The 18296-nt window shown below is 51.9% G+C and carries 14 protein-coding genes; 13 read left to right on the top strand and 1 reads right to left on the bottom strand.

All coding sequences use genetic code 11. The features are described 5' to 3' along the window. The 11 genes from KJ869_03335 to KJ869_03285 all read left to right on the top strand — a co-directional run bounded on the left by KJ869_03335 (window position 1) and on the right by KJ869_03285 (window position 14485). The gene (locus KJ869_03335; protein MBU1576224.1) at window positions 1-510 is read left to right on the top strand and encodes a flavin reductase; all 510 of its coding nucleotides are present in this window, start codon (window positions 1-3) and stop codon (window positions 508-510) included. A gap of 38 nt (window positions 511-548) precedes the next feature. Next, a complete protein-coding gene (locus tag KJ869_03330; GenBank protein MBU1576223.1) occupies window positions 549-1184 on the top strand; it encodes a hypothetical protein in 636 nt (211 codons plus the stop codon). Window positions 1185-1297: 113 nt separating this feature from the next. Then, window positions 1298-2536: a PEGA domain-containing protein gene (locus KJ869_03325; GenBank protein ID MBU1576222.1), complete on the top strand. Its 1239-nt coding sequence runs from the start codon at window positions 1298-1300 to the stop codon at window positions 2534-2536. Between the two features lie 7 nt (window positions 2537-2543). After that, window positions 2544-3740, top strand: a complete 1197-nt coding sequence (locus tag KJ869_03320; GenBank protein ID MBU1576221.1) for a PEGA domain-containing protein — start codon at window positions 2544-2546, stop codon at window positions 3738-3740. A 152-nt stretch (window positions 3741-3892) separates the two neighbouring features. Continuing rightward, window positions 3893-4864, top strand: a complete 972-nt coding sequence (locus KJ869_03315) for a GNAT family N-acetyltransferase (GenBank protein MBU1576220.1) — start codon at window positions 3893-3895, stop codon at window positions 4862-4864. A 9-nt stretch (window positions 4865-4873) separates the two neighbouring features. Then, entirely contained in the window at window positions 4874-5944 is a 1071-nt protein-coding gene (locus tag KJ869_03310; GenBank protein MBU1576219.1) for a hypothetical protein, read from the top strand. Then, the gene (locus tag KJ869_03305; GenBank protein MBU1576218.1) at window positions 5941-7143 is read left to right on the top strand and encodes an N-acetylmuramoyl-L-alanine amidase; all 1203 of its coding nucleotides are present in this window, start codon (window positions 5941-5943) and stop codon (window positions 7141-7143) included. The genes KJ869_03310 and KJ869_03305 overlap by 4 nt, the downstream gene beginning before the upstream one ends. Before the next feature lie 7 nt (window positions 7144-7150). Then, window positions 7151-8044 carry a glutamate racemase gene (gene murI / locus KJ869_03300; GenBank protein MBU1576217.1) on the top strand — a complete coding sequence of 298 codons (894 nt, stop codon included), beginning with the start codon at window positions 7151-7153 and terminating at the stop codon, window positions 8042-8044. A 38-nt stretch (window positions 8045-8082) separates the two neighbouring features. Next, window positions 8083-11394 carry a hypothetical protein gene (locus KJ869_03295; protein ID MBU1576216.1) on the top strand — a complete coding sequence of 1104 codons (3312 nt, stop codon included), beginning with the start codon at window positions 8083-8085 and terminating at the stop codon, window positions 11392-11394. A gap of 8 nt (window positions 11395-11402) precedes the next feature. Beyond that, window positions 11403-12377 carry an RluA family pseudouridine synthase gene (locus KJ869_03290; GenBank protein MBU1576215.1) on the top strand — a complete coding sequence of 325 codons (975 nt, stop codon included), beginning with the start codon at window positions 11403-11405 and terminating at the stop codon, window positions 12375-12377. Between the two features lie 77 nt (window positions 12378-12454). Then, complete coding sequence (locus KJ869_03285) at window positions 12455-14485, top strand: OmpA family protein (GenBank protein MBU1576214.1); 2031 nt, start codon at window positions 12455-12457, stop codon at window positions 14483-14485. Between the two features lie 350 nt (window positions 14486-14835). Here KJ869_03285 and KJ869_03280 read toward each other — a convergent pair whose 3' ends face one another. Continuing rightward, window positions 14836-15072, bottom strand: coding sequence for a hypothetical protein (locus KJ869_03280; GenBank protein ID MBU1576213.1), 237 nt, complete (start codon window positions 15070-15072; stop codon window positions 14836-14838). 285 nt (window positions 15073-15357) lie between these two features. Between KJ869_03280 and KJ869_03275 the strand changes: the two genes are divergently transcribed. After that, window positions 15358-17532, top strand: a complete 2175-nt coding sequence (locus KJ869_03275; protein ID MBU1576212.1) for an N-6 DNA methylase — start codon at window positions 15358-15360, stop codon at window positions 17530-17532. Between the two features lie 2 nt (window positions 17533-17534). Next, complete coding sequence (locus KJ869_03270) at window positions 17535-18215, top strand: phospholipase D family protein (protein MBU1576211.1); 681 nt, start codon at window positions 17535-17537, stop codon at window positions 18213-18215. Window positions 18216-18296: the final 81 nt, after the last annotated feature.

The following is an 18296-nucleotide window of genomic DNA, read 5'->3' as shown; positions in this document are numbered from 1 at the left end:
ATGACAAGCGAGTTTAAAAATATCGATCCCGAGCAGATCGGCGATAATGTGTTCAAGCTGATAGATAAGGATTGGATGCTGATAACCGCCGGCAAGGCGGATAACTTCAATACCATGACCGCCAGTTGGGGAGGGTTGGGAATTCTGTGGCATAAGCCGGTGGCTTTCTGTTTTGTCCGCCCCAACCGCCATACCTATGGGTTCATGGAGAGGGAACAGTATTACAGCCTTTCCATCTACCCGGAGAAATACCGGAAAGTGTTGGAGCTTTGCGGCACCAAATCCGGCCGGAATATAGACAAGGTGAAGGAGACCGGGCTGACGCCGCTTTCGGGGGTCACCGGAGCGGTATATTTTGAACAGGCCCGGCTGGTGCTGGAATGCCGGAAGATATATTATCATGATATCGATCCCCAAAAATTCCTGGACCCCGAGGTCCATAAAAACTACCCCATCAAGGATTACCACCGTATGTATGTGGGAAATATCCTTAACTGCCTGGTAAAATAAAAGCGGCCATAATACTCAAAATTTTAAGGAGGCAAAAAATGAAAAAACTTATTCTGGTTTCGTTAAGCCTTTCATTGGCTTCGTTCTGCTGGGCCCAAAGCAAACCGCACGGGATATTGAACCTAAATACGGTAAACGTCAAGATAGACGGCCAGGTGGAGGCTGATGAATACCCCACAAACTTTGTGGACTCTAAGACCGGCATCGGCGTCAGCTGGGTGAGCGACGGCAAGTTGTTGTATGTCGCCCTGCAGAGCCCGGCCCAGGGCTGGGTGGCGATAGCTTTCGGCAACAGCAAGATCCGGGGCACCGCCATGTTCATCGGATACCATAAACCAGGCGGGGGCCGGGTGGACGAGCATGAGGGAAGCTGGGTTTCTACCCACAAGCCCATAGACAAGCCTTCCTTGGTGAACTTTGCCACCGGCTCCAATACCAAGGGCACCATCATAGAATTCACCATGCCTTTGACCCTTTCCAACGGGCAGGTGATCGTGCCGGGCCAGCCCATGTCATACGTTCTGGCCTATCACAAGAAGAAGACCTCTTTCAAGGGGCGACCTTCCAAAAAGAGCCATGGAACATTGCTGTTGGGCAAACCGGAGAGGGCGGACGAGATCCCGGCACAGACCAACCAGCCGGCCGACACCATCAATAAAACCGGTGAAAAATAATTTCCAAGGATAATTTAAATGGGGGCATTTCGCACAAAAGCCTGCCTGCTTCTAACAACCGGGGCCAGACATCCATTTGGTATGCTCCATCTGCCGGGCAAAGAAGGAGCGGTTTGAGGAATACAAGATTTAATATTGAGATATTCCTGCTGGCATCATTGTCTTTTATCGGACTTATTATTTTTGCCGGCTGCCAGCATAACCCGGTGTATCCCGATATCGGTTCGGTATACATCTATACCGAACCCGACCAGGCCGAGGTGCTGATGGACGGCCAGATGCTTCGTCTCATAACGCCGGTAAAGATCGATGGAATACCGGTGGGGCTGCATACTTTTACCCTGAGGCATAATAATTTCAAAACAATGACTTTTTCACTGGAGGTCAAACCAGGGCAGACCCGACGGGTATATAAGGATCTTTCTCCCATAACCCTGCAAAAGAAAGACACATTATTCATTTCGGCCGGCGACATGGACCTGACCGACGACGGAGATATATTTTTAACCAACCTCTTGGGAGATAATATCACGGTAGCCCGGGTGTCGGACAATGGCCAGATATCAACGGTTGACCAGATTAATGTGGGTGGACCCCAGCGGCTGATTGCCGCAAATAAATCTGCCAACAGGGCTTTTTTCACCAGGAAGATGCCCGATAGCGAGGAGGAGGAGATCGTAGGCCTGGAGATCTTGTCCCATAAAATAATCCGAACGATATACCTTAACAATATCAAATATTACTCCGCCCTGGCCATTTCCCCGGACGGGAATATCCTAGCAGCGGCCGACAGTTTGAACAAAAGACTGATTTTGATAGACAGCCGGCTTTGCACAGTGATAAAAACCATAAGCACCACCGGCTTCCCGACGGATCTGTCCTTTGACAGGAACAATCCTATGCAGATATATGTCACCCAGAGCGGGGCTAAACGGTTTGACCTGGTAAATCTGGAGACCGGGGTGGTGGTGAACAGCATCGGCACCGGAGAATCCCCCGGGGCCATCTTCTGGGACAAAGAATATACCAGGGTGGGTTTCAGCAATCGCAGGGATCTGACATATACCATAGTGGATATAAACAGCTGGACCAGCGCCACCTCCGGGAACCAACTGGCCGGACAGTTTGTAACCAGCGTCTGTTGGTCCAATGCCGATGATTACATCCTCTGGGCCCTGGATTATACATTGGGAACATTGTATGTCCCCAACTGGCAGCAGACCTCAAAGATATATAACGGTAGTCATTTAGATGGGCCCCATAAACTGGTCAAGCTGATCAGGACGGAAGACGGAAACATATTGCTGATGCTCAATACCGGCCAGCTGGTCACGGTAAAACTGGGTCTGTGACTAAATCATGCTTAATAAACTAATTGGTCTGTCGGTTTCATTGCTACTGGGTCTACTGGCCGGCTGCCAGCATAACCCGGTGTATCCCGATATCGGATCGGTATATATCTATACCAACCCCGACCAGGCCGAGGTGCTGATGGACGGCCAGATGCTTCGTCTCATCACGCCGGTCAAGATAGACGGGCTGCCGGTGGGGCTGCATACCTTCACCCTGAGGCATAACAACTTTAAAACACTAAGCTTTCCCTTGGAGATCAAGCCGGGGCAGACCCGGCGGGTATATAAGGATCTATCTCCCATCACCCTGCAAAGGAAGGACACATTATCCATATCAGCCGGCGATATGGACCTTACCAGCGAGGGAGAGATATTTTTAACCAATCTCTGGGGTGGCAATATCACCGTTGCCCGGATGGATGAAAATGGGCAGCTGTCGGTGGCCGATAATATCTATGCCGGAGCCTCCCAGCGGTTGATCGCTGCAAATAAATCTGCCAACCGGGTCTTTGTCACCAGGCAGAAGCCCGACGGCGAGGAGGAACTTGTGGGGCTGGAGATAATATCCCACAAAGTGATTCGAACGATATACCTTAACAATATCAAATATTACTCCGCCCTGGCCATTTCCCCGGACGGGAATATCCTGGCAGCGGCCGACAGTTTGAACAAAAGACTGATTTTGATAGACAGCCGGCTTTGCACAGTGATAAAAACCATAAGCACCACCGGCTTCCCGACGGATCTGTCCTTTGACAGGAACAATCCTATGCAGATATATGTCACCCAAAGCGTGGCAAACCGGCTTGACCTGATAAACCTGGAATCCGGGGCGGTGGTGAACAGCATCGGCACCGGCAATTCACCCGGGGGGATCTTCTGGAATAATTACGCTACCCAGGTGGGCTTCTGCAACCGTACGGACATTACCTTTACTATTGTCAACATCGACAATTGGACCAAGGCCACTTCGGGTCGGGATATGGTCGGAAAGATCATTGTCGGGGCCTGTTGGACAGCTAACGACATTTACGCTCTGTGGGCACTGGATCACAATGTGGGAACCATATATATGCCCACTTGGCAGCAGACATCAAAGATCTACAACATTGCACCATTGTTTGAAATAGCATTGACCAGCGATAAAAGATACCTGCTGATGCTGAACACTATTCAGCTGGTCTCAGTGGAATTGGGTCTGTGAGCCGTACCCGGACTATCACATGTTAAGCAGATGCGTCACTAGGTTTAAAACGCTGGAATATCAGACTGTTTTGTGATATATTCTTTCCAATGCAGTAGAAGAAACGCTGGTGGATCCCGGCGCTCTCTCCATCAACCAGAATATTTGGGAATATGGCATTACAGATTAAGGCTTATAAAAATAACCTCCGAACCCAATGGGAGGAATTCGTGGCTGCTGCCAATAACGGCACCGTTTTTCACCGGCAGCAGTTTTTAGATTATCATCCCCAGGACAGATTCGACAACCATCACCTGATGCTGTACGATGGTGCGCGGCTGGCCGCCGTGATGCCGGCCCTGATAAAGGACGAACAGGGTAGCCCGACAGTCATATCCTATGGAGGCGCATCATACGGCGGCCTGGTGGTTGCCAGAGGATTGGGAATAGCCGAGATAAACCGGATGGCCGAGGCAGCCACCGAATATTGGTCCCGTCAGGGGGGCAAGCGGATATTGATCACCCAGCCCCCGCTGATCTATATGCAGCAACCCAATCAATACATCGATTTCAGCCTGGCCAAATTGGGCTATACTTACCTGAAGAGGGAGATCACCGCCGTCATTCCATTGGAATTCTCTAGTGAGGAAAGCATCATCAACAGCTTCAGACCTGAGACCAGGACCGCCCTTAGAAAATCATACAAGTCCGGGGTCACCGTCCGGACCAGTGAAAATATCGATGAGTTCTATCAGATGCTGGAGAGGAATCTGAGCGCCCGGCATAATGTCAAACCCACCCACACCCTGGCCGAGTTGAAAAAACTGAAAAAACTGCTGCCGGAGAACATCCTGCAATTCACCTCCTATCTGGGGAAATCCCCGGTGGCTGGAATGACGGTCTTCATCTGCAATCCCAAGGTCATTTTGGCCTTCTACATCAGCCACGATCAGGATTATCAGGAGCACCGTCCGGTGAACTCGGTATATCACCAGGTGATAAAATGGGGATGGGAGAACGGCTTCAAACACCTGGACCTGGGCACCTTCACCCTGAATATGCAGCCCAACTGGGGCCTGGGCCGGTTCAAGGAGGGTTTCGGAGCCCGGGGATATTTGCGGGAAACTTTTGAACTGAAATTTTAGCGATCCAGCATGCGGATACTTCATATCGCGCCATACAACACCGCCGGGGTTCCCGTAACCTTCGTCAAGGCCGAAAGAGAGCTGGGACATCACAGCCGTCTGCTTACCCTGCACCACGACGGACGGGGATACCAGGAGGATATTTGCCTGAAACTGCCGCTTTGGCAGCCGGAAATTGTTGCCAAACTAAAAAAGATATGTTATCCTAAACCCAGACTTTTGCAGGATACCGGCCTGGCCCAGCCCCGTCAGATTCCGCCAGTCTGGAAGCCGGCCAATCAATTGGCCGGCCTTCTATTAAATATCCGGGATCGGATGACCCGACCGGTGATAGAGGGATATATAAAAAAATATCAGTTGGACTCATTCGATGTCTATCAGCTGGACGGAGGACACGGGTTTTTAAAGAACGATGATTTCATCCCTAAATGGCATCAGGCTGGAAAAAAAGTGATCTGCTGTTACCTGGGGAGCGATCTCCGGCGAAGAGGCGTCATGCCGGGCATAGATAAGATATCCGATCTCAACCTGACCCTGGAGTGGGACCACCTGAAGCTCCATCCGAATATCAGGCATGTATATTTCCCGTTCGATTTTTCCGGCTTCAGTATCGTCGAACCGGTCCGGCGGGAAAAAATAAGGATAGGTCATTCCCCCACCAACCGGGCGGCCAAGGGCTCGGAGCGGATCATCGACGCCGTAAATAAACTATCGCAAAAATATCCCGTGGAGTTGGCGCTGATCGAGAACCTGCCATATCCCCGGGCCCTGGAGTTGAAGGCCACCTGCGATATCGGCATAGACCAGCTGGGGAAACTGGGATATGGCATCAGCGCTTTGGAGTGGCTGGCCATGGGGATCCCGGCGGCCAGCAGCATCGCTTCCGAGATGGAATCGGACGGCATTAGCCATCCCATTGTTCCGGTAAATGAACAGAATATCGAGGAAAGATTGGAGCCGCTAATCAACAGCCGGGAACTTCGTATAAAACTGGGGCGGGAGGGCCGCCAATGGCTGGAGCAGAATCACGACGCTCAAAAAATCGTCAAACAGATCCACCAATCAGCAGGTTTGAATTGAGAAAAATATTCATTACATCATTATTGCTGGTCATAACAGCTATAAGCCCGCTGTTGGGGCAGTCAAACATTACCGTGATCGACGCCAGGGGCAGAACCACGGTGGTCGGCGCCTTGCTGTTCGACCGGGAGGAGTACCTGTCCCTGGCCGATTTGACCGGGCCCTGGTCCGGGCAGGTCACTTGGTCGGATATCGAGGGCCGGGTCGAGGTCAAACTGCCGGGGCACTCCTTAAGGCTTTCGGCGGAGAACACCTTCTTTTTGATGGACGGCAAATCCTACAATCTCTACCACCCGGTAAGGCTGTATGATTCCGGGCTGTGGGTGCCCCTGGAGATGTTCACCCGCTTTCTGATCCCCATCTGGGGCAAGGGGGTGGGCTGGGATCCCCAGGGCCGTAAATTGAGTCTGGGCATGCTGGATCCCCGGGAGGTCAGCATCCCCCAAGCCAGGCCGCGGCTGCCTCAGAAAGCCCGGGCGATCGAGAAAGTGGTGATCGACGCCGGGCACGGCGGAAAGGACCCCGGGGCGGTGGGCCCCAGCCGCCTGCTGGAGAAGGATATCAACCTGGATATAGCATTCCGGCTGAAGACCATCCTGGAGGACAGGTACGGGGTCAAGGTGGTGATGACCCGGGATGACGATGTCTTCATTCCTTTGGGCGACCGCACCACCATTGCCAACCGGGAGGCGGCCGACATCTTCATCAGCATCCATTGCAATGCCGCTCCCAAGAAGAAACGGAACCGAAGCACCACCCGGGGGGTGGAGACCTATTTCCTGTCGCTGGCCAAGACCGACGACGCCCGGGCCACCGCCGCCATGGAAAACTCCGCCATCCAGTTCGAACAGCCGGACAAGAAGACCGCTAATTTCGACGACATCCAACTGATACTGTGGGACGTGATGCAGAACGAATTTCTCAAAGAATCCAGCGACCTGGCGGAGTGGATCCAGGAGGCGCTATCGGCCGGGCTTTCGATCCCCAACCGGGGGGTCAACCAGGCGGGGTTCTATGTGCTCAACGGAGCCTATATGCCGTCGGTGCTGGTGGAGGCGGCTTTTATTTCCCATCCCGAGGAGGAGAGGCTGCTGAAGAAGACCACTTTCAGGCAGAACATCGCCGAGGGGATAGCCCGGGGCTTAAGGGAATTCGCCAAACGATACAAATGCAAGTTCGGCAGGATAGAACCAAAATAATATGCAGATGACAACTCATTCACCCATAGGCATATTCGACTCCGGGTTCGGCGGGCTGACCATCTTCCGCAAGATCCGGGAGCTGATGCCGCAGTACGACTACATCTACCTGGGCGACAATGCCCGGACGCCATACGGCAACCGGTCGTTCGAGACGGTGCTCAAATTCACCGCCGAGGGGGTGCAATACCTGTTCTCCCAGGGCTGTCCGCTGATCATCATCGCCTGCAATACCGCCAGCGCCAAAGCCCTGCGCAGCATTCAGCAGCAGTACCTGCCCAAGACCTACCCCGAACGGAGGGTGCTGGGGGTCATCCGGCCCACGGTGGAATCCATTCAAAGCAAAACAAAGAGCAACAAGGTGGCGTTATGGGGAACGGCCGGGACGGTCAACTCCCGGAGCTTCGTGCTGGAGATGGCCAAACACGCCCCCTTGGTGGAGCTGGTCCAGCAGGCCTGCCCCCTGCTGGTGCCGCTGGTGGAGGCCGGGGAACTGGAGGGCGAAGGGTTGGAATATTTCATAAAAAAATACTGGCAGCAAACCGAGATCCAAAGCCCAAAAATCGATACGCTGTTATTGGCCTGCACCCATTATCCGCTACTCAAGAAGAAGATCCAAAAGATCATACCCCGGAACATCAACATCCTTTCCCAGGATGAGCTGGTGGCGCCCAGCCTGGCCGAGTATCTCCAGCGCCATCCGGAGATGGAATTGCTTGTCACCACCGGAGGCGGCTGCCGGTACCTGACCACCGACCAGTGCGGCCATTTTGACAACCTGGCCAGGATCTTCATGGGCCAGGATATCTCCTCCGAGAAGATAGAACTTAAAGAAGTGAAACTGCTGGATAACCCCCGGCATATTTTAATGAACGACGAAAATGAAAGCGCTCCGGGATGAATATTTTCCAAAGAAATAAAAACCAGGAAACGGCCGCCATGGCAAAAGCCGCCCATGTCTACGAAAACCGGCTTTCGGAGAACGATCTGAACACCTATCTCACCAAGATCAGCCAGTTCACCGATCTGCTCCCGGCCATCATGGAGGGCATCAAGCAGCTTTCGGCGGCCGACAATATCCACCTGACGGTCATCCAGGAATTTCAGGATAAACTGGCCGAGATATTCCGCGGACAGGAGGAGATCACCGGGTATTCCGCCATGGTGCTGGATACCAGCCAGGATTACAACCAGCTGATCCTGGAGACCGAGCAGGTCCTCCAATCGCTGATAACCTCCTTCGACCAATCGCTGGAACTTAATCGCCAACTGACCGGGGGCTTAGAGAGCCTTTCGGAGATATCCGAACAACTGCAGGATCTGGTGGCGGTGATGACCGAGATGTCCCTGGCCATCAGCCAGGTCTCCCGGAACGCCGAGATCAAGGCCTTTCATGCCGGCAATGTAGGGCGGGGTTTCGGGGTGATCGCCGAGAACATGAACCTGCTATCCGAGGAGCTGAGGAAAGCCGCGGGAAAAGCTCCCGGGCTGAATTCCTCCCTTAAGGAGAAGATCGCCCGGGCCGCCCAGGGTTTGAGCCGGGCCAAGGAGCTGGCGGCCAGCCTGAAGGATAGCTCGACATCCATGGAGGCCGAACTGGCGGATATCTACCAGGCCAACCAGCTGATAGTGCAGGGTTTTCAGGAGATGCGCCGGCATTCCGACAGCCAGGAGGAGATAAGGGACCGGCTGCTGGCCGGCATAGCCGATATCAGCGAGATCACGGCCAATCTGGGCATAAACCAGGAGGTGGTGGCCTCGGTGCTGACCACCGAGATGGCCAGCGTGGGGCAGATAGAATTCGTCCGCGAGCAGCTGGAGATGGCCCGGGCAATATGGCAGAAGCGGCCCGCCCCTTCCATCCTGCGGGAGATAGTCATAAAATTGAAACATCTCCAGTCGGCCCTGGGATCTTCCGTCAGCCACTGGCACGGCCTGCAGGAATCGGTCATCGGATTGAAGACCACCGCATTGCAGGAGGAGAACATCTCCACCCAGGTATGGGCCGAAATGGAACGACTGTTCGGCGGCATCGACGGGCTGGGCAACGAAGTGCAGCAGATAGGGCTCAAGCTGGAATCGGTTACCAGCCGGGCCGACGGCATACAGAAAAATTTGAAAACCTCGACCGAAAACCTGGGATTGCTCCGCAGCCTGCTGGATGAATTCAAGACCATCAGCGCCGGCATCTCCCGGGACCTGGCCGAACTCCAGGAGACCGGCCAGGGGATCCGCTCATTCTCAGAGCAGGTCAAACTGCTGGCCTTCTATTCGGCGGTGGAGGTGGCCGATATGGGGCAATGGACCAAGGAACTGGAGCCCATAGTCACCCAGACCAGAGGCCTGGCCCTGCAGGCCGAAAGCGACTCGATCAAGATGACGCCGATGCTGACGGAACTGCAGAAACAGTTCCTGAACACCGTGTCGGTGCTGGACCGGAATATAGAAATGGTCAATCTCAATTTGACCGATATCTCACAGGCCGATATCTCCCTGAACAAGGTGCTGGAGGAGACCGAAAGACTGTCCGCTATCGGGAGCAGCGCCAAGATCGGGATAGACGCCCAGGCGGCCGACCGCAATGGCCTGGTGGAGGTGTATTCCCATTACGCCAATTCCTTCCGGGCGGTCAGCAGCAACATGGAGATGATCCAGCGGCTGTTCAAACAGGCCCATGAATCGCTGTTGGGCTTCGGGCAGATTGCCGGACAGCTTTTCGGCCAGATAGACGACCGGATCATAAAAGAGGATTTTGGCGGAATATTAAAATTAACCCTGCCCTCAGAGCCCCTGACCCTGGACCCGGCCATGAGGACCGACGCCACATCCAACGAAGTGGTGGCCCAGATTTTCGAGGGCCTGGTGCAGTTCGATGCCGGGGTCAATGTGGTGCCGGCGATAGCCACCCACTGGAGCATATCCAGCGACGGCCTGGAATGGACCTTCAATATCAAGAAGGGGGTCAAGTTCCATAACGGCAGGGAGCTGACCTCCGACGATGTGAAATACACCCTGGAGAGGCTTTTGAACCCGGCCCTGAATTCTCCCAACGCTTATTTTGTGGATATGATAGAGGGGGCGGCCGATTTCCGGGCCAGCCGGGCCAATTCCGTCTCCGGGATCAAGCTGATCGATGCCTACACCCTGGTTATCCGGCTGGAATCGGCCTATATGCCGTTCCTGGCAAACCTGGCCTCCTCGGTAACGGCCATTGTTCCCAAGGAGGAAGTATCAAAGGCCGGGGGAAATTTAAGCAAGAATCCCATCGGAACCGGGCCCTTTAAGTTTAAGGAATGGATTTCCGGCAGTAAAATTGAGCTGGATCGGTTTAACGACTATTACGAACAGAAGGTCTCCCTGAAGGGGATAATTTACCATACCGACATTCCTGAAGATAAGCGGAGCGAAAAACTGGAGCGTCGGGAGATAGATCAGCTTGAGGTCAGGGGCAAGGAGAGGGAGGAGGTCTGCGCCCAGGGGAATTGCCTGGTGGAAAAGCTTCCGGCCCTGAATATCCAGTATGTATGCATAAACGTCAGCATGTCCACGCCCTTTGTGGATAAACGGGTCAGGCAGGCCCTTAACTATGCCATAGACAAGAACAACCTGATCGACGCCAGCAGCCTGCGGGCCGAAGCCACGGTGGCCAGGGGGGTTTTCCCGCCGGGCCTGGCGGCCTACAACCCCAACCTGGAAGGATACGCCTATAATCCGGAAACGGCCAAAGCCCTGCTGGCCCAGGCCGGCTATCCCGGCGGCCTGCCGGGCGAGTACCTGATGGATATCCGGGACAACCGGGAGCAGATGGAGAGGGCCGAGATAATAATCAACCAGTGCCGTAAGGCGGGCATCATGCTGAAGGCCAATCCCCTGCCCTGGAAGGAACTGTTAGAGAGATCCTACGAAGGGCAGTCCATTCTTTCGGTCCGGGGCTGGTCCTCCGATAACGGCGATCCCGATAACTTCCTCTATCCGCTGTTCCACTCCAAGAACTGGGGCCGGCCAGGAAATACCTCGTTCTATAAATCGCTAAAAGTCGATGAGATGCTGATCCGGGCCCTGGCGGTGAGGAATCCGGTGGAGCGCCTTAATTTCTACCGGGAGATAGAGCAACTGGTGGTGGAGGATGCCCCCTGGATATTCCTCTATCATTCCATGAAATACACGGCCACCAATCCCTACGTCCACGGCCATCGGATCCGCCCCATGGGGGCGGCCCGGCTGAAGGACTGCTGGATGGAGGCGGAATGAAAATATAGATGGCGATCCCCAGTGACATCACCGTATCCTCACAGCAGAAGTCGGTCCGGCTGGACCGGTATCTTATCTGCCAGGGCTTGAATATCTCCCGCAACCGGATACAGGGCCTGATCCAATCCGGGAACATCACCGTCAACGGCCAGCCGTCGGTCCCCTCCTATCTGGTCCGGCCCGGCGATCAGGTCCATATTCGGCAGGAGGCCGGGCCCTTAAAAAGAGGCCGGCCCCAGGCAGAGGACATTCCGATAGAGGTGGTTTTTGAGGACCGGGACCTGATGGTGGTCAACAAGCCGGCCGGGATGGTGGTGCATCCGGCGGCCGGCAATTACAGCGGGACATTGGTCAACGCCCTGCTCCATCACTCCGATCAACTTTCGGATGCCGGAGACGGCCAGCGGCCCGGCATACTGCACCGGTTAGACAAGGATACATCCGGGCTGTTATTGGTGGCCAAGTCCGACCAGGCCCACGCCGCCCTGGCCCGGCAGATGGGGGCCCGCAAGATCACCCGGCGCTACCAGGCGCTGGCCTGGGGCCTGATGGAGGAATCCCAGGGGACCATCAACGCTCCCATCGGCCGCTCTGCCTTCGACCGCAAAAAAATGGATGTCTCGGCCATCCGGGGACGCCAGGCCGTTACCCATTACCAGGTGCTGGGCGAATATAAGATAGCCAGCCATCTGGAACTGAGATTGGAGACCGGGCGAACCCATCAGATAAGGGTGCATCTCAAACATCTGGGGCATCCCATAGTGGGGGATGTTACTTACGGCGGCACCGGAAAACAGGTGATCACAACTTTTGCCCGGCGCGATTCCAAATCGGCCGAGAATATCCTGGCCTCCATCGGCCGCCAGGCCCTGCATGCCGCGGTTCTGGGGTTCATCCATCCCGTTACCGGAAAATACCTGGAGTTTTCGGCTCCGCTTCCGGACGACATCCAGGGGCTGATCAAAACCCTGAAAGCCCTTTAACCCTTGACAAGTATGCTAATAAATTGGTATATTTCAAGTTAATATATTTGACAAAATAACTGGTTAGGAGGAATATCATGAGGTTTATCAAAACACTGACATTATCGGTTTTGATGTCGGCATTATTCATCAGTACCGGGCAGGCCTATAACCCGCCGGCATTCGACGGCGGCTGCGGGACATTCAAGGTCTCATCGGCCCGAACCCTGGGTAGGGGGATGCTGGGGGTGGGCTTTTTGGAGTCGGACCTCTCCGCCCAGGATCTGTTCAAAGGCGAGCCTTTTTTCCAGGGAGATACCAGCGGGATAGAGCCGGACAAGCAGTACCGGGCAACCTCGCGGTTGTCTATAACCTACGCCCCACTTGACTATTTCGAGTTCTCCATCGCCCCCCGGATGTATGTGGTTTACGACCGGCATGCCAACATGTCTACCAAGGCCGGCCGGGATAGGTACGATGGCGACGATTACGACCTGGCCCACTTTTGGCTGAGGGATCTGCTGATAAAGACCAAGGCTTCGTACCCCTCTCCGGTCTATGGCAAGGCCAGGTTCTCCTATGCAGTGGGTTTGGAGCCGTTCGTCTCCATCGGCTTTCCGATAACCACCGCCTATGTCTATTCGGATTCGATGTACGATCCGGCGGATAGGCCTTTGATAACCCATGGCTTTACCGAGATGGTGGCCTACAGCACCGATATCGGAGCCAAGTTTTTGGGCACCCTTACTTTGGGCCCGGCCTCGCTGCACGGCAACCTGGGATACCTAAAAGCCGGGAGCGCCAAGCCGTCATATATAATCGATGAGTCCCAGTGGGTCCCGGCCAGGGATACCCTGGCCATGGACTCGGTGAACCGCCGAAATTATGTGGATTCGATGCTGGCGGTCGATCCGGCCAGCTGGATCCATCCCGCGGTGGCCGGCACCCCGGTCAGGGAAGATAAGCTGCTATGGGGCGCCGCTTTCGAAATTGACGCCGGGCCCTATGTCACTTTCGTTCTGGAGGCCAACGGGGAAAAGGCCAAAAGCAGTAAATCATTCTTTAGCGGCAGTCCGGCCAAGGTCACCCCCGGCATCCGGTTCAAAACGCCGGGCGGCTTTACCATCGACGGCGGCTGCGAGTTCAAAATGGGCAGCCACTCCTCGGCTCCGGAGTGGAACGCCCTGTTCGGCTTCTCGGTCTCCTCGCAGACCCTGGCCAAGGCCAAGCCGGTGCCCCAGGGGGTTATCTCCGGCCGGGTGCTGATCGCCAACACCGATTCCATTCTGCTGGCCACCATCACCATACCGGGCTATCTGGTGGATTCCACCAACCAGCCCAAGCCGATCCTGCAAAAGATTGACGGCAGTTTCTCCATTACCGTTCCCCCGGGAACCTACCGGATGAGGGTGTCGGCCGGCGACTCCTTCCTGTGGCAGGAGCGCCCGGCAATCGTGGCCGACGGCCAGACCGTGATGCTGGACTTCCCCATCAAGCGCAAAGAATTCCCCAAGGGGACCATCACCGGAAAAGTGGTGGACAAGAAGACCGGCAATCCCATGGGCGCCACCTTGTATTTCTACGGGCCGGATAGGAAGGCCATGGACAACCCGGCCACCAGCGATCTGCTGACCGGCATCTACAGCATCCAGCTGCCGCCCAACATCTATAACATCCAGGCCCATTCCGAGGGCTACAACATCGAGACCGCCCCGGCCCCGGTAAACGACAAGCAGACCTTCATCCAGAATTTCGAGATGCGGATGATTCCCAAGAAGGGCGAGAAGGTGGTGCTGGCCGGGATCAAGTTCCGCTCCGGCAAGGCCGATGTCATGGCCAAGTCCTATCCCATCCTGGACGAGGCGGCCAAGATGCTGAAAGAGAATCCCACCATCAAGGTGGAGATCGGCGGGCATACCGACAGCCGGGGCAGCAGAAGCAGGAACCAGACGCTGTCCGAGGCCCGGGCCACATCGGTGCGCAACTACCTGATAAACGCTCACCATATAACCGGCGACCGGCTGACGGTGGTGGGCTACGGCGAGGAGATGCCGATGGAGACCAATAAGACGACCAGGGGCCGGGCGGCCAACCGGCGGATAGAATTCATAGTGATGAGCCAGAAGTAAAGGCTGTCATCATAAGCAGGGCGAAGGATGGAAACATCCTTCGCCTTTTTGTTATAGCGGTTGCCGGGCGGTTGGATATTTTTGTTGATTTTTTCGGTCGTTTGGGGGTATGATTAGGAATAGGAAGTATTATTAAATTCAACCGGATAGAAGAGTTTATGTCCAAACTAAAAACCGCCTTGCAAAAGTTAGTGGCCCAGGCCAAAACCCGGGACATTTATAATTTGTCGGAAATGCAGGTACAATCCGGCTATGTGGTAAAAGTATTAGAAATGCTGGATTGGAATGACGGGGGCATGGCACAGGGCGACAGGCAGGATGTAGCCACCGGCAAGGTGCCCGATATTCTTTTAAAGGATGCTAATAAATGGACCCTGTTGGTAGTGGAATGCAAGGATGCAGGAGGTGCAAAAAAGCTTGACGGATACTATGGTTCCGGAAAGAATAAAAAATCTTTCGAACAGCAGTTGATAAATTACTGCAAAGCCGAAGGCGTTTATTGGGGGGTCTTGACCAACTTTATCGAATGGCGGCTTTATACCGTCAAGCACGGGCAGATATATCAAAATAAAAAATACGCTTTCCATGATCTTTTATGGCCCGGGGTCGACAAGAAAGATTACATTGACCTTCTTTCCAAGGAGGGACTTGCTTTTTTAAGCACCTTCAAACGTCATCCTTTCTGTAAAGCGCAGGGCCTAATTACCCAGGATAAAATTTACTACCCCGAAGAAAAAAACATAAGGGATGATTTCTTTTTAATGCTAAAGGGCTGGCGTGAATCCCTGCGCTCCGAATTATGGGCCAAAAACAACCAGCTATTGCCGGATAAGGAAAAGATTGACCTGTATGCCCAGAAGATACTGGACCGGATGATCTTCATAGATGTCTGCCACGATAAAAGGATCATCGGCCCCAACGCCCATGATTCCATTCTTTATACCAAAAAGCAGGTTTATGATGAGTTAAAAAAGTGGTTCGTAACCATGGACGACCGGTTCAATACCGACCTGTTTGAAAGCGATAAATATATAAATGGTTTTGAAATAAGCAACGAGGTCCTGGCGCCCATAGTTTCCGAACTGGCCTCGGTGGATTTCTCGCGACTGCCGGTGAACATCATCGGCGATGTTTACGAGGATTATTTGGGCGAGATGCTTAGAGGCGGCAAGAAGCAGGGGATCAAGGTGCGAGAGGACAAGGCCCGGTTCAAGCGCAAGAGCCAGGGCATCTATTACACACCGGAATATATCGTGGACTACATTGTTACCAATACAGTTGGCGAAATATTGACCTCACCCCGGCCCTCTCCTAATAAATTAGGAGAGGGAGGCCTGACCTTTGACGACATCAAGAAAATAAAAGTGCTTGATCCGGCCTGCGGCTCCGGCTCGTTTTTGATCAATGCCTTCGACAAATTCCACGCTGCCTATAAAAAGGCCGCTCCGGATAAAAAGGATTTTGACATAAAGCGGACCATTTTACAGCACAACCTCTACGGGGTGGATCTGGACCAGCGGGCGGTGGAGATATGCAAGCTCAATTTGATGTTAAAGGCTTTGGATAAGCATAAGTGGGACGAACTTAAAGGGCGAAAACTATTACCCAGCTTGCATCTTAATATACGGCATGGCAATTCTCTGATATCCGGCAAATCGTTGACGGACCAGGAACAATTGAATATGTTCAATGTTTACGAAGCGGACAAGGATGTCTTGAATATTTTAAAACTGCACAAACAGTTTTATAAAACCAGCGATGATGATAAAAAACACTTACTTTGGGAGGCTATTAAAAAAGGCGAAGAAATTTTAAACCGCAGATTGAACGGCAACCTGGCTGATTATTTCAGCAAGCCGGATGAACAGCATCCGTTAAATTTTGAAGTGGCCTTTCCTGAGGTATTTTCCCAGGGCGGTTTTGATGCTGTGATCGGGAACCCGCCGTATGGGGCGGAATTAAAAGATGATTTTAAAAACTTTGTCTTAAAAAAATACGAACATATTGGGGGTAACACAAATACGGGTAATATATTTATTGAAAAGGGCGTGTCATTATTAAGTGATGATGGAAAACTCGGTCTTATTGTGCCGAAATCCATTTGCTATAGCGATGCTTGGTTAAGCATGCGAAATTATCTGGTGTCTAATTTATCTGCTTTGATTGATGTCAGCAAGGCTTTTGACGAAGTTTTATTGGAACAGGTGATTTTGATTTATAACAAAAGCATCTTGTCAAACAAGGTGTTTACGGCAAAAACAATAAATGGCGATTTTGTCAATAACGCATTGGTTGAAAAAAAGGTATACATAAATTTCGACTGTTATTTAACAGGCTTAACTAATCAGGAAATAAATATTGGCGTAAAAATAAAAAATATTGGTGAAACCTTTAATAAATTTTGCAGTATTAAACGAGGGCAAGATATTCAAAGTAAAATTGTAAATGAAAAGTGGGACATTCCGATTTATCGTTGTAAATCTATAGGGCGCTATGTACTTAAAGAAGCCGTGGAGGGTTTGACAAAAGGAGTCTACGACAAACTAACCGAGCAAATATCTTATATGAGTGTGCCTAAAATTATAATTCAGAACATCATCGCACATGTGACAAAACCCAAGGAGCATATTATAATTATGGCTACGCTTGATAAAAAAGGCATCATATCTTTAGGTAGTGTAGGAAATATCTACGTAACAACTAAAACCATACCGGAATATTTAATAGGTCTTTTAAATTCCAAACTTATTTCCTGGTATGCTTATCGCTTTATATATGGTAATGCAATAAGAACGATGCGGTTTGATAATTATCACTTGAACAGGCTGCCTTTAAGAAATATTGATCTCAAAAATACAAATGACAAAGCCATGCACGACCAGCTTGTAAGTCTTGTTAAAGAAATGTTGGCCTTAAATAAATCCCCGGAATTGCGGGAAAATAACCACATAAAAATTGCCGCAGTGGACCATGAGATAGACCAGTTGGTTTATAGATTATACGGGCTGAGCGAGGCAGAGATAAAGGTAGTGGAGGGTAATAACTAAATATGCGTTTTTTGACTACAAAACAGATTGCCGGCGAAATAGAAGGGATAATACGTTCTGCGAATGAATTTATAATTCTCATTTCGCCATTTTTAAATATTTCTGATATGTATATTGAGCGTCTTGCTGAAGCCACTAACAAGAAAATAAAAATAGATGTTGTTTTTGGAAACAAAGACATGAGGAAGTTTGAGCAGGTTAAATTATCGAATATTAAAAAGCTCAATATTTATTATTTAAAAATGCTTCATGCTAAATGTTATATAAATGAAAACGATGCGGTGATAACATCAATGAATTTGTATGAATATTCTGAAATGAATCGGGAAATGGGAATACATGTCTCAAAAGACGAAAACGTAGAAATTTATAACGAAATACATAATGAGGCAATTTCGATAATAAAAAACGCCGACAATTATTACATTAATGAACAGATTAACGAAAACAGGGGGCAATATGTCGGCGAGTCAACGGGTACATGCATAAGATGCGGAGTACGGGTTAGTTTGGATGACAAGCGGCCCTTATGTACCCTGTGTTATAAAACATGGGCCAATTTCAGTGATGTGGATTATAAAGAAAATTATTGTCATATATGCGGAAAAGAGCATAATTCGTCAATGAGAAAGCCACTGTGCCGTGGTTGCTTTCATAAACGTGGTATGGGGGTGTTAAATTAAACAATTATATTTTTACCCGGCGTGTGGGTGCTGATAGACGAGTTAAGGAAATTGATCAATTGGTTTATAAATTATACGGAT

It is taken from the genome of Candidatus Edwardsbacteria bacterium (assembly GCA_018821925.1).
Lineage (GTDB): Bacteria > Edwardsbacteria > AC1 > AC1 > EtOH8 > UBA2226.
Note: the sequence above shows the minus strand (reverse complement) of the source record. Positions and strands in the feature narration are given on the sequence as shown.